Annotated in this window: 12 protein-coding genes; 3 read left to right on the forward strand and 9 right to left on the reverse strand. The window is 68.4% G+C overall.

Annotated features, from left to right (window positions below; genetic code table 11):
- Position 1: 1 nt before the first annotated feature.
- From KL771_RS09070 to htpX, 3 genes are all read right to left on the reverse strand, one after another.
- Positions 2-1765, reverse strand: a complete 1764-nt coding sequence (locus KL771_RS09070) for a heparinase II/III family protein (protein ID WP_261968222.1) — start codon at positions 1763-1765, stop codon at positions 2-4.
- Between the two features lie 257 nt (positions 1766-2022).
- Positions 2023-3354, reverse strand: a complete 1332-nt coding sequence (rsmB, locus tag KL771_RS09075; protein ID WP_261968223.1) for a 16S rRNA (cytosine(967)-C(5))-methyltransferase RsmB — start codon at positions 3352-3354, stop codon at positions 2023-2025.
- A gap of 65 nt (positions 3355-3419) precedes the next feature.
- Positions 3420-4487: a zinc metalloprotease HtpX gene (gene htpX, locus KL771_RS09080; RefSeq protein WP_261968224.1), complete on the reverse strand. Its 1068-nt coding sequence runs from the start codon at positions 4485-4487 to the stop codon at positions 3420-3422.
- Positions 4488-4730: 243 nt separating this feature from the next.
- On the opposite strand from htpX, the gene KL771_RS09085 reads away from it, so the two are divergent.
- On the forward strand, positions 4731-4961 hold the full coding sequence (locus tag KL771_RS09085; protein WP_261968225.1) for a DUF1674 domain-containing protein: 231 nt from the start codon (positions 4731-4733) through the stop codon (positions 4959-4961).
- A gap of 125 nt (positions 4962-5086) precedes the next feature.
- Here KL771_RS09085 and KL771_RS09090 read toward each other — a convergent pair whose 3' ends face one another.
- The 4 genes from KL771_RS09090 to sucC form a co-directional block, all read right to left on the reverse strand.
- Entirely contained in the window at positions 5087-5815 is a 729-nt protein-coding gene (locus KL771_RS09090; protein WP_054359803.1) for a GntR family transcriptional regulator, read from the reverse strand.
- A 373-nt stretch (positions 5816-6188) separates the two neighbouring features.
- Positions 6189-9050, reverse strand: coding sequence for a phosphoenolpyruvate carboxylase (locus KL771_RS09095; protein WP_261968226.1), 2862 nt, complete (start codon positions 9048-9050; stop codon positions 6189-6191).
- A 215-nt stretch (positions 9051-9265) separates the two neighbouring features.
- Entirely contained in the window at positions 9266-10168 is a 903-nt protein-coding gene (sucD, locus tag KL771_RS09100) for a succinate--CoA ligase subunit alpha (protein ID WP_261968227.1), read from the reverse strand.
- The gene (gene sucC / locus KL771_RS09105; protein WP_261968228.1) at positions 10168-11388 is read right to left on the reverse strand and encodes an ADP-forming succinate--CoA ligase subunit beta; all 1221 of its coding nucleotides are present in this window, start codon (positions 11386-11388) and stop codon (positions 10168-10170) included. Before sucC ends, sucD begins: the two co-directional genes overlap by 1 nt.
- A 142-nt stretch (positions 11389-11530) precedes the next feature.
- Here sucC and KL771_RS09110 point away from each other — a divergent pair, with 142 nt between their 5' ends.
- Positions 11531-12073, forward strand: a complete 543-nt coding sequence (locus KL771_RS09110) for a hypothetical protein (protein ID WP_261968229.1) — start codon at positions 11531-11533, stop codon at positions 12071-12073.
- On the forward strand, positions 12070-12249 hold the full coding sequence (locus KL771_RS09115) for a hypothetical protein (protein WP_261968230.1): 180 nt from the start codon (positions 12070-12072) through the stop codon (positions 12247-12249). Before KL771_RS09110 ends, KL771_RS09115 begins: the two co-directional genes overlap by 4 nt.
- Positions 12250-12327: 78 nt before the next feature.
- On the opposite strand, the gene KL771_RS09120 is transcribed toward KL771_RS09115, so the two are convergent.
- Complete coding sequence (locus KL771_RS09120) at positions 12328-14472, reverse strand: acetate--CoA ligase family protein (RefSeq protein ID WP_261968533.1); 2145 nt, start codon at positions 14470-14472, stop codon at positions 12328-12330.
- Positions 14473-14910: 438 nt separating this feature from the next.
- Positions 14911-16221 carry an oxalate/formate MFS antiporter gene (oxlT, locus tag KL771_RS09125; RefSeq protein ID WP_261968231.1) on the reverse strand — a complete coding sequence of 437 codons (1311 nt, stop codon included), beginning with the start codon at positions 16219-16221 and terminating at the stop codon, positions 14911-14913.
- Between the last annotated feature and the right edge of the window lie 413 nt (positions 16222-16634).

Below are 16634 nucleotides of genomic sequence, written 5' to 3' on the forward strand. Positions count from 1 at the left end.
CTCAGGTGCGCCGCCGCGCGCCGTGCGGTTCCGCGGCGCGCAGGAAGGTCCAGCGGATTTCGGCCGGCGCCCTGCCGGTGACGACAAGCTGCAGGCTGCGCCGGGCCCCGTGCGGATCGGCGAGATAGACCGAGTCCTCGACCGAGGCGGCGGGGCCGTCGACATGGAACTCCCAGGTCTCGCCGTCGGGCGCGGCGAGCATGATCGGCCCGCCCTCGAGCGGGGTCGCCTGGATCGACGGGTGCAGATGGAACCGGATGGCGAAAGGCGCGTGACCGCTGCGCCGGGGCCCCTCCTCGATCAGCCGGTCGCGCCCGTCGAGGCGATCTCCCGCCGGAGCGAGCCGGAGCGTACGCTCGTGAATCAGACCGAACGGAACCAGCCAGGCATCGTGCCGGGCGATCACCGCCACGGCGCCCTCATGCTCCTGCCGGTCGATCTCGACGCGCTGCGCACCGGCGATCAGGACCCGCCCGGCCATGCGTTCGAGGACCCCATCGGCAAAGCGTCCGGCAATGGCGTCCGCGACCGTCACGGTGGAATGGGCCGCAGTCCGCCGCGCGATGTCGCGCCACGGATCGCCGGTCCGCGGCGGCGCACCGCAATTGACCACGAAGCGGTTGCGCCCGCTCGAGAACTCGAAGGCGAGCGGTCCCGCATGCGCGTCCCGGGCGTAGTCGGGCGGCGGCGGCCTGCCGCAGTCGACGATCACCACGGTGCGGTCGGCCTCCAGCCGCTGATAGCCGGAATAGGGCGCATTGCCGGGCGGGCGGCCGAGCGCGTCGTCATGGACCAGGACCGAGGCGACCAGGCTGACCGGCGTCACGCCCGCGCCGTTGAACAGGGCCAGCGCGCCGTCGCCGTGCCGGAAGAAGCGCAGCAGGTGCATCATCCGGTCGATCGCGTTCATCACCCCGGAGGAGACCGGAATCCCGCGCGCCGCATGGGCTTGGCGCAGCGGCAGCAGGTCCACCAGGATATCGAGAATGGCCGCGGGATTGCGCCCGACATGGCCGCCGTCGGGAAAGATCTGGCGGGCGAGTTCGTCGTCGAGCCGCTTCATCGCCGCCTTCACGCGCGGCCGGAAACTGTCCACCGCCACCGCCACCGCAACCAGCGCCACCGCGATCCGCAGTCGGCCGAGGCCGGGCGGAACCCGCTCGAAGGCATTGCGCAATCGACGGGCATGCAGGCCGATCACCGCCATGAAGCGCCGATAAAAGGCAGCGCTGCAGCCGTCGAGCAGCATCGGCGACTGTGCCAGGAAGGAAATCAGGCGCCGTCCCGCCACATCGGGCTCCCAGGCGACCGGGTTGCGCAGGCCCTGACGCAGCCATGCCTCGATCAGCGCCCGGGCCTCGTCATGCACCTCCGGCCCGCCGGCAGCGCGCAGATGGCGCAGCCAGCCGAACCCATGCAGCACCCGTTCCCACTCGGCCGATACCGGCGGCGCGACGAAGGGCGATTGGCCGAAGGTCTCGACCATCTGTCCGGAGAAGATGAAGCGGCCGGCCAGGATATCGTCGGCGACCGTCGGATCCGCGGTGCGGATGTCGGGCGGGGCGATCACCAGCCGATCGGCGGCCGGCTCGAACGGACGCCCGGCGCCCCGCGCCAGCGCGACTGCCGCGGCGAGCGACCGGCGGCCAGCTTCGCGCGCGATGAGAACGGCGGCGGCGACCCGAAGCGCTGTGTCCCCGGCCCGCATGGTCGGACCATTTCCCCCATAGAACTGACCGGGATCGCGCGGCGGGGCCTTGCCCATGCCGCGACGATCCGGAGTTTCGCATTGCCGCGGCCCGCACGGGATGGCCCAGACCATCCGGGCAGCCCCGCCGAAGGTGTCGAATCGAAGTGCCTGCCCGCCACCGACGAAAGTGCAGTCTAGTGGCGCGGGACCAGATCGCGCAATCGCTGCGGATCGGTTGCACACAAGACCATTCAGGCGGATCCGCGATTGCGAACATGCAGATAATTCCGAGACCGGCGTCGAAGGCGCCGGTCCCGCAGGTCCGGACGGGGTCAGGCCACCCGCATCAGTCGCGCGGCGAAGAAGCCGTCGAGCCCGCCGAGACGAAGGTCCTCGGCCGCCAGATGGCACGGCAAGGTGCGCATGTCGCCGTTCGCGGTGATGCACTCGGCGAGACCGCCGATTTCCTGCGCCTCGATCGGTCGGCGCCGGTATTCGGGATGGGCAGCCAGGAAGGCGGCGATCTGGGCCTCGCCCTCCTCCGGTTCGAGCGAACAGGTGCAGTAGACCAGTACCCCGCCGGGCTTCACCCAGTCGGCCGCCCGGCCGAGGATCGCCGCCTGGGTGGCGGCGAGCACCGCGATATCCGCTTCATCCTTCAGATAGGCCACGTCCGGATGCCGGCGGATGGTGCCCGTCGCCGAACAGGGCGCGTCGAGAAGGACGGCGTCGTAGGGCTCGGCCGGGTCCCATCCGGTCAGATCGGCGACGACCGTCTCGACACCGGCGAGCTTCAGGCGGGCGAGATTCTGGTCGAGGCGCTTCAGCCGTTCCGCCGAGATGTCGACGGCCGTGACCTTGGCGCCGGCCAGCGCCAGCGCGGCGGTCTTGCCGCCGGGCGCCGCGCAGAGATCGGCGACCCGCCGCCCGGCGACGTCGCCGATGAGGCGCGCCGGCAGGGCCGCGGCGGCATCCTGCACCCACCACTCCCCGTCCTCGAAGCCGTCCAGTTGCTCGACCGCACCGCCGGCGGTGCGCCGGACCGTTCCGGTCGGCAGAACGGTGCCGTCGAGCCGTTCCGCCCAACCGGCCGGATCGCCCTTCACGGACAGGTCGAGGGTCGGTTCGGCCGCATGCATGGTCGCGATGGCCTGGGCGCGTTCGGCGCCATAGTTCACGATCCAGCGCCGCAACAGCCAGTCGGGCGTGTTCAGGCGCTCGGGATCCTGGCTCTCAAGGATCTCGTCGCGGCGCCGGGCGAGACCGCGCAACACGCCGTTGATCAGCCCCTTCCAGGGGCGGCCGAGCCGGTCCTCGCCGGCAAGATCGACCGCCAGCGAGACGGCGGCGTGGTCGGGAACATCCATGAACAGGAGCTGGGCCGCGCCGATGCGCAGGATGGCGCGGGCGCGCGCGGCCTTCTCGGGCAGCGGCTTGTCGATCAGGCGCGAGAGGGCGTGGTCGATCTGGCCGAGCCGGCGCAGGGTGGTGCCGACCAGCGCGCGCACCAGCGCCCGGTCGCGCGGCTCCAGGCCGCGGAACGCGCCCTGGGCCGCCATCGTGTCGAGTTCCAGATCGAGCGGACGGCCGCCGTCGAGCACGCGGCCGATCAGATCGGTGGCCGCACGCCGTGCGGCCAGTCCGGGGATCGGCGGCAATCCCACCGGCTTGCCGTGAGCTTTCGGGCGAAAGGAACCTCTCGGACGGTCACGCGTCTCGGGCGCGCGGCTCATGCCCAGGGGCCCCGGCGCGTGCCGCCACCGACCGGCGGTACGGACGAGCGCCCGCGGCTGCCGCCCGCCGTCGGGAAGCGGGCGCCGCCGAAGGCGCCGCCGTCAGCCTCGGCCGACTTGCCGCCCCAGGGACCACGCGGGTCGCGGCCGGGCGCGCCGGCCGACGGTGCCGGCGAGCCGCGCATGGAGCCGCCCCCGCCGCCGCCATGGCCGCCGCCACCCATCTGGCGGTCGAGCTCGACCAGGGCGGCGATGCGGTTCTCGGTATTCGGATGCGTCGAAAACAGGTTGTCCATGCCCTGACCGGTCAGCGGGTTGATGATGAACATATGGGCCGTCGCCGGATTGGCCTCGGCATGCTGGTTAGGGATATGGGCAGCCTCGCCGGCGATCTTCTGCAGGGCCGAGGCGAGCCAGACCGGCCGGCCGCAGATCTCGGCGCCGAGCCGGTCGGCGGCATATTCCCGGGTCCGGCTGATCGCCATCTGGACGATCATCGCCGCGAAGGGGGCGACCACGGCCGCCAGAATCGCGCCGATCCAGTGGGTCCCGCCATTGTTGTCGCGGTTGCCGCCGAAGAACATGCCGAAATTGGCCAGCATCGAGATGGCGCCCGCGATGGTCGCGGTGATCGTCATGATCAGCGTGTCGTGATTCTTGATATGCGCCAGTTCATGCGCCATGACGCCGGCGACTTCCTCGGCGGTGAGCGAATTGAGCAGGCCGGTCGTCGCCGCCACCGCGGCATTTTCCGGATTGCGGCCGGTCGCGAAGGCGTTGGGCTGGTCCTCGTGGATCAGGTAGACGCGCGGCATGGGCAGATTGGCGTTGTGGGCCAATTGCTGGATCATGCCGACCAGCTCGGGCGCGGTCGACATGTCGACCTCCTGCGCATTGTGCATGGAGAGCACCATGCTGCCCGAGTTCCAGTAGCTGAACAGGTTCATGCCCAGCGCCGCCACGAAGGCGACCAGCATGCCGGTCTTGCCGCCGACCAGGTATCCGACGCCCATGAACAGCGCGGTCATCGCTGCGAGCAGGAGAGCGGTGCGGAAATAGTTCATCGAGCGTCGGTCCTCGTGAGACGTGGCGGCATCGGGCGACACGGCGCCGGAAGCCCAGGATCGGCTGCCGGTTCGGCGGCGACCTTCGGCGGATGGCAAGCGGCCCCCAACGCTCTATATGATGGGAACCGACCCCGTCCACCGCAAGCGGCGCGGCCGGGACTTGCCCGGGCCGCCTGCCGAAGCCGACACGCCCGATCCGTCCTCCGCTCCCCAGACGCCCGACCGTCCGATAGGTTCCCGATGCCCGACCCGACCGCCCCCATCGCTGAGCCCGCCGCCGCCGCGCCGCGGGCCCGCTTCGAAGACCTGCCGCCGGCGGCCCAGCGTGCGCTGCTCGAAGCCGAGGAGCGTCGGCGCGCCGCTGCGGCGGAAGCGGCCGATCCCGGCCCACGTGAGCTGAACGGCCGCAAGGGCCCGGAACCGGTCCGCTACGGCGACTGGGAGAAGAAGGGCATCGCGGTCGATTTCTGACCGACAGAGCGATCCGCCCCCGGCCGGCGCGAGGCGTGGCGTGCGGGAGCCGCGATCGGAACCCGTGTGCTCGGAACCCGTAGGATCGGGAACCGGGCGCCGCTAGCGGCCGGCGTCGACCCGTGTCAGTCGAAAATTTCCTGCCCGTGCGCCGCCACATAGGCGGCCAGCCCGAGCGTATGCTCGCGCGACAGGCGCTCGGCGAGGTCCGGATCGCGCTTCTCCAGCGCCTCGATGATGCCGAGATGATCCTGCATCGACCGGCCGATGCGGTCGTCGCGGCCAATGGTCAACTGGCGGATGCCGCGAACATGCAGCAGCAGATTGTCGGTCATCTCGCCGAGCAGCTTCGAGCCGGAGATGCGGATGATCGTCTGATGGAAGACGATGTTGGCACTCGAATAGTCGCCGAGATGTTCGGACGGCTTGTGGCTGTCGTCGAAACCCTCGAACAGCTTGCGCAGACCCTTCAGCTCGTCGTCGGTGGCGTTGACGACGGCCAGTCGCGCCGCCATGCTTTCCAGCGCCGCCCAGGCCTGGATCATCTCGACCACTTCGCGCTGGGTCTTGCGCAGCACCATGATGCCCCGGCGCGGAAGCGACTTGACGAAGCCCTCCTGCTCCAGCATCGCGACCGCCTCGCGCACCGGCGTTCGGCTGACGCCGAGCCGCTCGGACAGCTGCCGCTCGTCGATCCATTTCGGTTCGGGCGACGAATAGATGTCCATGTTGGCGATGGCCTGCTTCAGCGCCACATAGACCTTGGTCTTGTAGGTCTGCTCCGGAGCGAAGCGTTCGATGACGAGATCGGGGGCCGGGGTCTCGGGGGCTGGCCAGCGCACGGGCGATTTCACGGGCGTTTCCTCAAAAGCCTGGAGCACCCGGCATCCGATCGGACACGACAAAGGCGCTCCGCCTTCATTCTTTTATGCTCGCCGGCGAGCGGGCGACGGCACCCGCCGACAGGTTTCACCACGAACCCAATTCTGGCACGGGCGCCGGCCCGGTGTCAGATCGTAGTGACCACGCACCCCGGATGCCGACGTTGCGCCATCGGGGTCGATCGGAACCCGTCCCGCGGAGCAATCCGCCGGACGGCACAATGGCCGGAGGCGCCGGGCATGGCAGCTCCTGGCATCCCAGATTCAAACGTAACCGAAGGCGGCCGCCCTGTCGAGCGGACGCCGCGCCTTGCCGCCGGGATCCTTGGTCGCGGGGCGGCTCGGTTCAGCCATGGGCACCGAATTCGAGCGCGATCGCGGTACCGATCGACAGGATGACCTTATAGACGGCCTCCATCGGGTCGATCATGCCCTCGGTGATGTCGGCATAGTGCGAGACGCGATCCTCCGGATAGGTGCGCGGCTCGTCGAGGGGGTAGCTGCCGATATCGGTCGCGTTGACCGGATAGGTATCGCGCAGCATGGCGATCGCCTCCGGGATGCGCAGGCTGAAGACCAGCTCCATGATGTCCTCGCGGCTGACATCGTTGCGCGTCGAGAAGCGCGGCACGCGGGCGGCCATCAGGAACAGGTGCTGCAGCAGGGCCAGCCGCAGGGCCTGCAGGAGCGCGATCCGGTCGCGCTCGTCGACCGCCTGGTCGTCGACCTTCAGCCCGACCATGGCGAAGAGCCGGTGCAGATGGATCGCGTCGAGCCGCATCGAGACGGCGAGCGCGTTGAGCGCCACCTCGCGATCGTCATTCTGCAGCAGCTGGGCGATGTACAGGCAGGGCTCCGCCAGATGCTGCTCGGCCTCCGGATAGGGGCGCGAGGACCAGAAGGCCGGGTCGTAGAGATTGGCGAAGGCGGACAGGCACTTGATCGAGGCCAGGCGCTTCACGTGGACGACCAGCCCGGTCAGCCGGCGCAGCCGGTCGGAGGATGCGTAGGTCTCGGCGAAGCGGTCCTCGTCGCCCTTCACGGCGGTGCCGAAGCCGGCGACCACATTCACCGGATAGCCGAGCTGCTGCAGCATCGCATTGTGCGGGATGGCGCGGATGCGCCGGATCTGGTGCACCTCACCGCCGGAAACGTCGAACTGGCGGCGCGACTTGCGCGAGCCGGTCTCGTTCAGGAGCCCCTGCGCGAAGGACCCGAGCGCCCGGTGATAGGAGCGATCCTCCAGCATGGTGTCGTGGTAGGCGGCGAGCCGGCGGAAGAAGTCGAGCGAGAAGTTGGTGTGGGCGTAGAGCAGGTCCTTGTCGGCCCGGTCGACCCAGTAGGCGTCGGCCTCGACCAGACGCGTGATCGTCGCCAGCGACAGTTCCGGCGTCTGGAAATGGGTGTAGCCGTCACCACCCTGGAACGAGACCTCGTGGTAGAGCCTGAGGCCGCGGTCGGCGAACTGGCGCCGGGCCCAGGGGCTCATGACATAATAGGCGCGGTCCTCGAAACCGGCCGGATGGGCGCCGCGGCCGGCGCTCTCGCCGTGGGTGTCGAAGACCAGAACCTCGACATCCTGCAGCCCGTGCCGCTCGACCGCGCGCGCCAGATGGCCGTGCACCCGCTCGATGGCCAGGACGGCGGTGATCTGGCCCATGAAGCGGCCGGCATCCGAGAAGCCGGTCTGGATCGCCAGCCGGCCGCGCCGGCGCACCTGCTCGCGATACTGCTCGTTCTCGAACATCACGTCGAAGAAACGCGCCGCGCCCTCGAGCGCCTTCGGGGTCTCGAACAGCGGCGACACGTCGAGCTTGTCGGCGATGTTGAACAGCCGGGCGAAATAGGAGGCGCACAGCACGGTCGCCGGCGTCTCGCATTCGGCGATCAGGAAGCGGACCGTGGAATCCGCGTCGATATGCTTGAGGATCTGCGCGGCAAGCAGGAACTGCCGCATCGCCGTCTTGGTCTCGATGTCGATCGAGCCGAAATTGATCGCCAGCGGCTTGGAATCGCGCATCAGCGCGCCGAGCCGTTCGATCATCGAGCGGCCATTGAAATGGTCGTCCGAGTCGAGATGCAGATGGTGGCGCAGCGCATTGTGCAGCTGGGTGGCGTTGATGCGCAGATGCACCTCGCCGACGCCGAAGGAGAGCGATTCCATCTCGCTGAGGAGCGCCACCAGCCGCACCGCGGTGGCGTCGGAGGCGCGGTCGGCGATGCGCTGCAGGTCCTTCACGAAGGGGGCGATCCGGACCGCCTTGTTGGGGTGGTCGCCGGTCATGCTGTTGGCCGCCGCCGCGACGGCGGCCGGGTCGAGCTTGTCGACCGAGAAGCCGGCCAGCGCCCGTTCGGTCGCCGCCCGCGTCCAGGACAGGCGCGAGGCGAGCGCCTCCAGGTCGTCGGCGACCTGCGGCTCGTCCTGGCTCAGCTCGGCGATGCGGATCAGTTCCTGCTCGTAGCGGCCGATCTGGCGGATCTTCTCGATCAGCCGGAAGCGGAAGGAATCGACCCAGCGGATGTCGGTGCGGCCGTCGAGATCGTAGCCGACCCAGGTGCCGAGACCGACATAGCCGATCCGGGCGTGGCGCCAGTCGGCATAGCCGCGCTCGCGCAAAAGCTCGATCGAGGCGCCGGCGAATTCGTTGAGCGCGGTCTTGGCCCGGTCGAGCGCCGCCATCGCGGCCTCGTGCTCGTCGGTCAGCGTGATGCGCTTGTCCGGGCCGATCAGGCCGGCCGGCACGGTTTCCGCCGCGCCCGAGGCGATCGACGCCAGGGTCTTGCGCAGCGGCGTCGACAGAAGAAAGGTCGGATGCGCCGTGAAGACGATGCCGAGGGTGCGGCGCGCCAGCCGGTTGAGCGCCTCCGGGGTGACCGGCCCGTCGCCGATCAGGCGCAGGATCGCGGCCTTCAGGCGCCGGCGGTTCTCGGTGAGATCGACCGGTCCGACATGGGCGGCGAGGCGCTCGGCCCGGGCGGTCAGGCTTTCCCGGCACAGATCGTCGGCCAGGGCGAACAGGTCCCGGCGGCTGATATCGCCGGATTCGAGCTGGCGCGACAGTTCGAAGGCGAGCTGGCTGACCGGATTGTACTTGGGCTCGTTGCGCACGCGCGAGCGGCATTCCTCAAGCCGCCTGCGGCAGAATTCCACCAGGCTCGGAGCGGAGGTGGCGCCGATTTCGGCGGTCTTCCCGAGGGGCCGATTCATGTCGTCCTCCATCCATGAGGCGAGGCGCCGGCCCCGCGCATCCCGTATCCGTCAAAGGTGGTACCGGGAAGCCGAGGTGCCGTCATCATGCATTGTTGCAAGATCTGCCTAAATTGGGTGCGTCATGTTGAATGGGCACCAGAAGGAATGCCGTCCCCCGTTTCAAGTCATGGCGGCCGGGGCGCGACCGAAATCGGCGCCCCGGACCGGTTTCGTCACGAAGCCTTCCTGGCACCTTCGGCCAGAAGCTCGACCAGCGTCCGGCCGAGCCGCGCCGGCGACGGCGAGACGCGGATGCCGGCCTCTTCCATGGCGGCGATCTTGTCTTCCGCGCCGCCCTTGCCGCCGGCGATGATCGCGCCGGCATGGCCCATGCGGCGGCCCGGAGGCGCGGTGCGGCCGGCGATGAAGCCGACCGTCGGCTTCCAGCGGCCGCGGCGCGCCTCGTCCTTCAGGAACTGGGCCGCGTCCTCTTCGGCGGAGCCGCCGATCTCGCCGATCATGATGATCGACTCGGTCTTCGGATCGGCCAGGAACAGTTCGAGCACGTCGATGAATTCCGTCCCCTTGACCGGATCGCCGCCGATGCCGACCGCGGTCGTCTGGCCGAGCCCCTCGCGGGTGGTCTGGAACACCGCCTCGTAGGTCAGCGTGCCGGAGCGCGACACGATGCCGACCGAGCCGCGCTTGAAGATGTTGCCCGGCATGATGCCGATCTTGCATTCGCCGGCGGTCATCACACCCGGGCAGTTCGGCCCGACCAGGCGCGATTTGGAGCCGGTCAGCGCGCGCTTGACCTTGACCATGTCGAGCACCGGGATGCCCTCGGTGATGCAGACGATCAGCTCGATCTCGGCGTCGATCGCCTCGCAGATGGCGTCGGCGGCGCCGGGCGGCGGCACGTAGATGACGCTGGCATCGGCCCCGGTCCGGGCCTTGGCCTCGGCGACGGTGTCGAAGACCGGCAGGCCGAGATGGGTCGAGCCGCCCTTGCCGGGCGAGGTGCCTCCGACCAGACGGGTGCCGTAGGCGAGCGCCTGTTCGGAATGGAAGGTGCCGGTCTTGCCGGTGAAGCCCTGGGTGATGACCCGGGTCTCGGAATGGATCAGGACGGACATCAGTGGGCTCCCTCGGTGGCAACGGCGGCACCGCCGACGGCGGCAACGATCTTCTGCGCGGCGTCGTCGAGATCGTCGGCGGGGATCACGTTGAGGCCGGACTCGCGGATGATCGTCTTGCCGAGATCGACATTGGTGCCTTCGAGGCGCACCACCAGCGGCACGGCCAGGCCGACATCGCGCACGGCGGCGATCACCCCCTCGGCGATCACGTCGCAGCGCATGATGCCGCCGAAGATGTTGACCAGGATGCCCTTCACGTTCGGGTCGGCGGTGATGATCTTGAACGCCGCCGTCACCTTCTCCTTGGTCGCGCCGCCGCCCACGTCGAGAAAGTTGGCCGGCGCGGCGCCGTAGAGCTTGATGATGTCCATGGTCGCCATGGCGAGGCCGGCGCCATTGACCATGCAGCCGATAGTGCCGTCGAGGGTGATGTAGTTGAGATCGTATTTGGAGGCCTCGATCTCCTTGGCGTCCTCCTCGGTCTCGTCGCGCAGCGCGGCGATGTCGGGATGGCGGTAGATCGCGTTGCCGTCGAAGGCGATCTTGGCGTCGAGGCAGCGCAGCTGGCCGTCCTTGGTGACGATCAGCGGGTTGATCTCCAGCATGCTCATGTCCTTGGCGACGAAGGCCGCGTAGAGCTTCGCCACCAGGCGCTCGGCCTGTTTCGCAAGGTCGCCGGAGAGCTTCAGCGCATCGGCGACGCGCCGGCCGTGCTGCGGCAGGATGCCGGTCGCCGGATCGACCGAGAAGGTCACGATCTTCTCGGGCGTGTCGTGGGCGACATCCTCGATATTCATGCCGCCTTCGGTCGAGACCACGAAGGCGACGCGCGCGGTGGCGCGATCGACCAGCATGGAGAGGTAGAACTCCTTCTCGATCGCGGAGCCCTCCTCGATATAGAGCCGGTTGACCTGCTTGCCGGCCGGGCCGGTCTGCACGGTGACCAGCGTGTTGCCGAGCATCTGGTGCACGTAGGCCTCCGCCTCGGCGGCCGATTTGGCGAGCCGGACGCCGCCCTTCTCGCCTGCGGCCGCCTCCTTGAAGCTGCCCTTGCCGCGCCCGCCGGCATGGATCTGTGCCTTGACGACCCAGATCGGCCCGCCGAGCTGCGCCGCGGCCGAACCGGCCTCCCCGGCTGCGAGCACCGGATAGCCGGTCGGCACCGGCACGCCGAATGCCTTCAGCACCGCCTTGGCCTGGTATTCGTGGATGTTCATCGTTGCGATCCTCCCCTGCCGGACGCGACGGACCGGCATTATCCTTCGGTCAACCAAGCCGTCACGATGCGCGTGCCGGTGGTCGGATCTTCATCGAAGCTGAAATCCTCGCGCGTCAGGATGGCGCGGCGACGAGGTTTCGATGGCCCCTTTTCACAAGTTCCTTCTGGCACTCACGGTGGTGGTGAGCGTCGGATTCGTGGTCCAATGGAACACGCTCCGGATCTGGACGGCGCGCGGCGGCTGGATCGCGGCCGACGATCTGGTCATCGTCGAGACCGCGTGCCGGGCGGGCCGGCGCTCGACGCAGAAGCTCGATTGCACGGTCTCGTATCGCCCGGTCGCCGGCGGAGAGATCGAGACCTACCAGATGTATGTGCCGCACGAGGGCGCCCGGCCGCAGCAGATGTGGCGCTCGCGCGGCGATGCCGGCCTGGTCGCGCCCGATCTCGCGGTGACGTCGCTGCCGACCCGGCTGCCGGTCCTTTATCTCCAGTTTGGACTGAACTTCGCCCTGATCCTGTTCGGCCTCGGCTGGGCTGCCCTCCGCTACGGCTGGTTCCACTCCGAGACCGAGCCCGCGACCGAAGCCGAGACCTGGCAGCGGACGCCCGCCCCTCCGGCGCCGCCGATGACCGGACCTGCAACCCGCGGCTTCGGCCGGCGCGGAGTGACCTCGCCGTGACGCTCTCGACCGATTTCCTGATCTTTCTGGCGCTTGTCGCCGTGGCCGTCGCGCTCTGGAACGGTGTCGGCACGGGCACGGGCGTTTGGAGCGATGGCTGGGGCGGCGGCAGCGATTGCGGAGACGGCGGCGGTGGCGACTGCGGGAGCGGTGACGGCGGCAGTTGCGGCGACTGAACCCGATCCGCCGCTGCCACCTAGTTCCGGCCCGGCGACCGGACGCCGCTTTCGGAGCGTCCGGCCAACCGTCAGGGCTCAGAGCAGACCGGCGCCGCGGGCCCACTTGTACTTGGCGCCCAGCACCTCGACCGGCAGCTCGGTCGAGTAGGCATAGGCCGGCACGCCATGGGCGTAGAGATATTCGGCCGCTTCCTCGACCTGCACGTCGCCGGCGAGCGAGGCGACGATCGGCTTCTCGATGCCGAGCGCCTTCATCTCCTCCTTCACCTCGACGACGAGCTTCGCGAAGACCATCGGCGGGGTGATGATCGTGTGCCAGTAGCCCAGGATGATCGAGTGGATCCGGTCGTCCTGCAGGCCGAGCTTGATGGTGTTCTTGTAGGTGGTCGGCGGCTCGCCGCCGGTGATGTCGACCGGGTTGCCGGCCGCGCCGAAGGGCGGGATGAACTTGCGGAAGGCCGCGTCCAGATCGTCCGGCATCGACATGAGCTGCAAGCCGTTGTCGACGCAGGCGTCGGAGAGCAGCACGCCCGAGCCGCCGGCACCGGTGATGATGACCACGTTCTCGCCCTTCGGGGTCGGCATGACCGGCACGCCGCGGGCGAATTCGAGCAGCTGGCGCAGGGAGCGGGCGCGGATGACGCCGACCTGCTTGAACACGTCCTCGTAGATCTTGTCGTTGCCGGCGAGCGCGCCGGTATGCGACGAGGCGGCCTTGGCGCCCGCCGAGGTGCGGCCGGCCTTGAGCACCACGACCGGCTTCTTCTTGGAGACGCGGCGTGCGACCTCCGCGAAGGAGCGGCCGTCCTTCAGATCCTCGCAATGCTGCGCGATGATCTTGGTGTTGTCGTCCTGCTCGAAGAAGGTGAGCAGATCGTCCTCGTCGAGGTCCGACTTGTTGCCGAGGCCGACGATCGCCGAGACGCCCATCTTGGCCGAGCGCGAGAAGCCGATGATCGCCATGCCGATGCCGCCCGACTGGGACGACAGGGCGGCGGAGCCCTTCACGTCATAGGCGGTGCAGAAGGTCGCGCAGAGATTGGCCGGCGTGTAGTAGAAGCCGTAGATGTTCGGCCCCATCAGGCGGATGTTGTACTTGCGCCCGATCTCCTGGATCTCGCGCTGGCCTTCCTCGTTGCCGGTCTCGGCAAAGCCCGACGGGATCAGGACGGCGCCCGGGATGGCCTTCTCGCCGCATTCGATCAGGGCGGCGGCGACGAACTTGGCCGGAATGGCGAAGACGGCGGCGTCGATGACGCCCGGCACGTCCTTGACCGACCGGTAGGCCTTGTAGCCGAGGATCTCGTCGGCCTTCGGATGGATCGGGTAGATCTGGCCCTTGTAGCCGCCGTTGATGAGGTTCTTCATCACGGAGTTGCCGATCTTGCCGTCCTCCGAGGAGGCGCCGATCACCGCCACGGCTTCCGGCTTCATGATCCGGTTCATCGACGTGACGATCTCGTCCTGGCTCGGACGATGCCGCGCCGGGGCCGGATCGAAATCGACCACGATGCGCACGTCGGCCGCGATGGCGCCGGACTTGGTCGCGAAGACCGGGTTGAGGTCGAGCTCGACGATTTCGGGGAAGTCGGTGACCAGCTGCGACACGCGCACGATCATGTCGGACAGCGCCTCGCGGTCGACCGGATCGCCGCCGCGCACGCCGTGCAGCATCTCGGCCGCCTGGATGCCGTCGAGCATCGAGAGCGCATCGGCCTTGGTGGCCGGCGCCAGGCGGAAGGTGATGTCCTTGAGGACCTCGACCAGCACGCCGCCGAGGCCGAAGGCGACCAGCTTGCCGAAGGAGCCGTCGGTGATCGAGCCGATGATCACCTCGGTGCCGCCGGTCAGCATCTGCTGCACCTGGATGCCGTCGATGCGGGCGTCGGCCTTGTAGGCCTTGGCGTTGGCGAGAATCCTGTCGTAGCCGGCGCGGACTTCCTCGGCCGACTTGACGCCGACCAGCACGCCGCCGGCCTCGGTCTTGTGCAGGATGTCGGGCGAGACGATCTTCAGGACGACCGGCAGGCCCATCCGGGTCGCCAGCGCGACGGCCTCGTCGGCTGACGTGGCGACGCCTTCCTGCGGCACCGCGATGCCGTAGGCGTCGCACACGACCTTGCCTTCCGGAGCGGTCAGCGCGGTGCGGCCGGAGGCCTTCACCTGGTCGAGCACGGCGCGGACGGTCGCGTTCTGCGCATCGGACAGTTTCGGCTGCATGTTCATGATGTTCCTCCCTCGAGGCGGCCGAGGCATGACTCGGCGCTATGGGTCGAGCGATCCGCCGAATTCGGGACAAGGTCCCGTTCCGGGCTCTTGGTGATGATCGATTGGCATTTGGCATGCCAGATACGCGCAAAGTCAAGCCTGGAAGTGCCGCTTTGTCGCACTTTCGTTGCTGCACCGCGGCAAGTCGTCGCGAAGTCGAGGCAATCGGCCGGACATGGGCATGTACCGCCGGGGACGGCGCATACCGCCCGTGGCGGCCACGCCATCAGGTATTCTCATGGCTGACAGAAGGGACGGACCGTCCGGCGCGACCGCAGTCGCGGGGCTCGACGCAGGGCAGGAGCCCCGCAGGCACGAAAGCCAGCAGGCACGAAAGCCCGCCGTCCGGAGGACGACGGGCTTCCGGGGACCTTCATGCCGGGACGGCGATCAGGCGGCGGCGCCGATCGGACCCATTTCGGCCTGCCCCTTGCGGATGACGCCCGCCCGCCAGGGCTTCAGCACGGCGATCGCCAGGAGCGAGGCCAGGATGTTGGCGCCGGCGGCGATCAGGAAGACCGCATCCCAGGTGCCGTGGCTCTGCTGCATGGCATTGGCGAAGGGTACCAGCAGGGCGGCCGTCCCCTTGGCGGTATAGAGCAGGCCGGCATTGGTGGCGGCGAATTTCGAGCCGAAGGTATCCGTGCAGGTCGACGGGAACAGCGAGTAGATCTCGCCCCAGGCGAAGAACACAAAGCCCGACAGGAGCACGAACCAGACCGGATCGTGGCCCCAGAGATAGAGCAGGTAGATGCCGATGCCTTCCATGCCGAAGGCGATGAACATCGTGTTCTCGCGGCCGATCTTGTCCGAGACCCAGCCGAAGAAGGGACGGGTCAGGCCGTTCAGAATGCGGTCGAGCGTCGCCGCGAAGGTCACGGCCGCCATGGTGACACCCATCAGGGTGACCGGGGTCTTGTCGATATGCAGGTCGGCGGCGATCGGCTTCAGGTTGGCGGTGACCATCAGGCCGCCGGCGCCGACGATGACGAACATGAAATACATCAGCCAGAAGATCGGCTGGCGCAGCACCTCGGCCGGCGAATAGTTGCGGCGGGTCTGCACGACGGCGGCGTTGACCACCGGCGGCGGCACCTGGCCGGCCTTCGGCGACAGGAGGAACATCGCCATGATCACCACGATGACGCCCTGGCCGATGCCGAAGGAGAAGAACGCCGCCTGGAAGCCCTTGTCGGCGATCATCGCCTGGATCGGGGCGACCGTCAGCGCGGAGCCGGCGCCGAAGCCGGCGGCCGTGATGCCGGCGGCGAGGCCGCGCTTGTCCGGGAACCACTTCAGCGCGTTGCCGACGCAGGTGCCGTAGACGCCGCCCGCACCGATGCCGGCGACGACCTGGCCGACATAGAACATGGTCAGCGTGGTCGCATAGGAATTGATCACCCAGCCGACGGCGCAGAGCACGCCGCCGAAGACCACGACGACCCGCGGGCCGTATTTGTCGACGAACCAGCCTTCGACCGGCACCAGCCAGGTCTCGAACAGCACGAACAGCGTGAAGGCCCACTGGATCGCATCGCGGTTCCAGCCGAACTGCTTCTGGATGTCGGGTACGAAGAAGGTCCAACCATACTGAAGGTTGGCGATCATGGTCATGCAGACCACGCCGATGACGAGTTGGGTCCACCGGAATCCGTCGCTGACGCGCGCGGACGCGGCCTCTCCCTGTGCCGATATGGGCATGTCCGTCCCTCGTGTTTGTCGATTTGTTCTGGTGCTGGACGGTCTTCTGCCGTCCGCTCGGCGGCATCTTGGTATGATGTATGCCAGCGTTGCAATGGGGTCGGAGACGCCGACCGCAATCCGGTCCTGGAAAAATTCAAACGATTGGAGTGCCGAGCCGGGTGCGCGGGGCCTTAAGGCCCCGGCGCTGCGCGCAGTTTTGGTGGCATGTCTATTTTTGCATGTCTGATATGCATTTTCACAATATCAGGCACCACAGGCGCCGGCACGGTCGCCCGCCGAAGCCGTCGAAATCACGGATTCCCATGTCGGTCCCGGACCTTATCGTCGGTTCGGGCAAAGAAAAGCCCCGGACAGTGAGACACACTGTCCGAGGCCATCAAGTCGGGGAGGAAGAAGATTGCGGTCGTCTG

The sequence above is a fragment of the Prosthecodimorpha staleyi genome, from assembly GCF_018729455.1.
In the GTDB taxonomy this organism is placed as follows: domain Bacteria; phylum Pseudomonadota; class Alphaproteobacteria; order Rhizobiales; family Ancalomicrobiaceae; genus Prosthecodimorpha; species Prosthecodimorpha staleyi.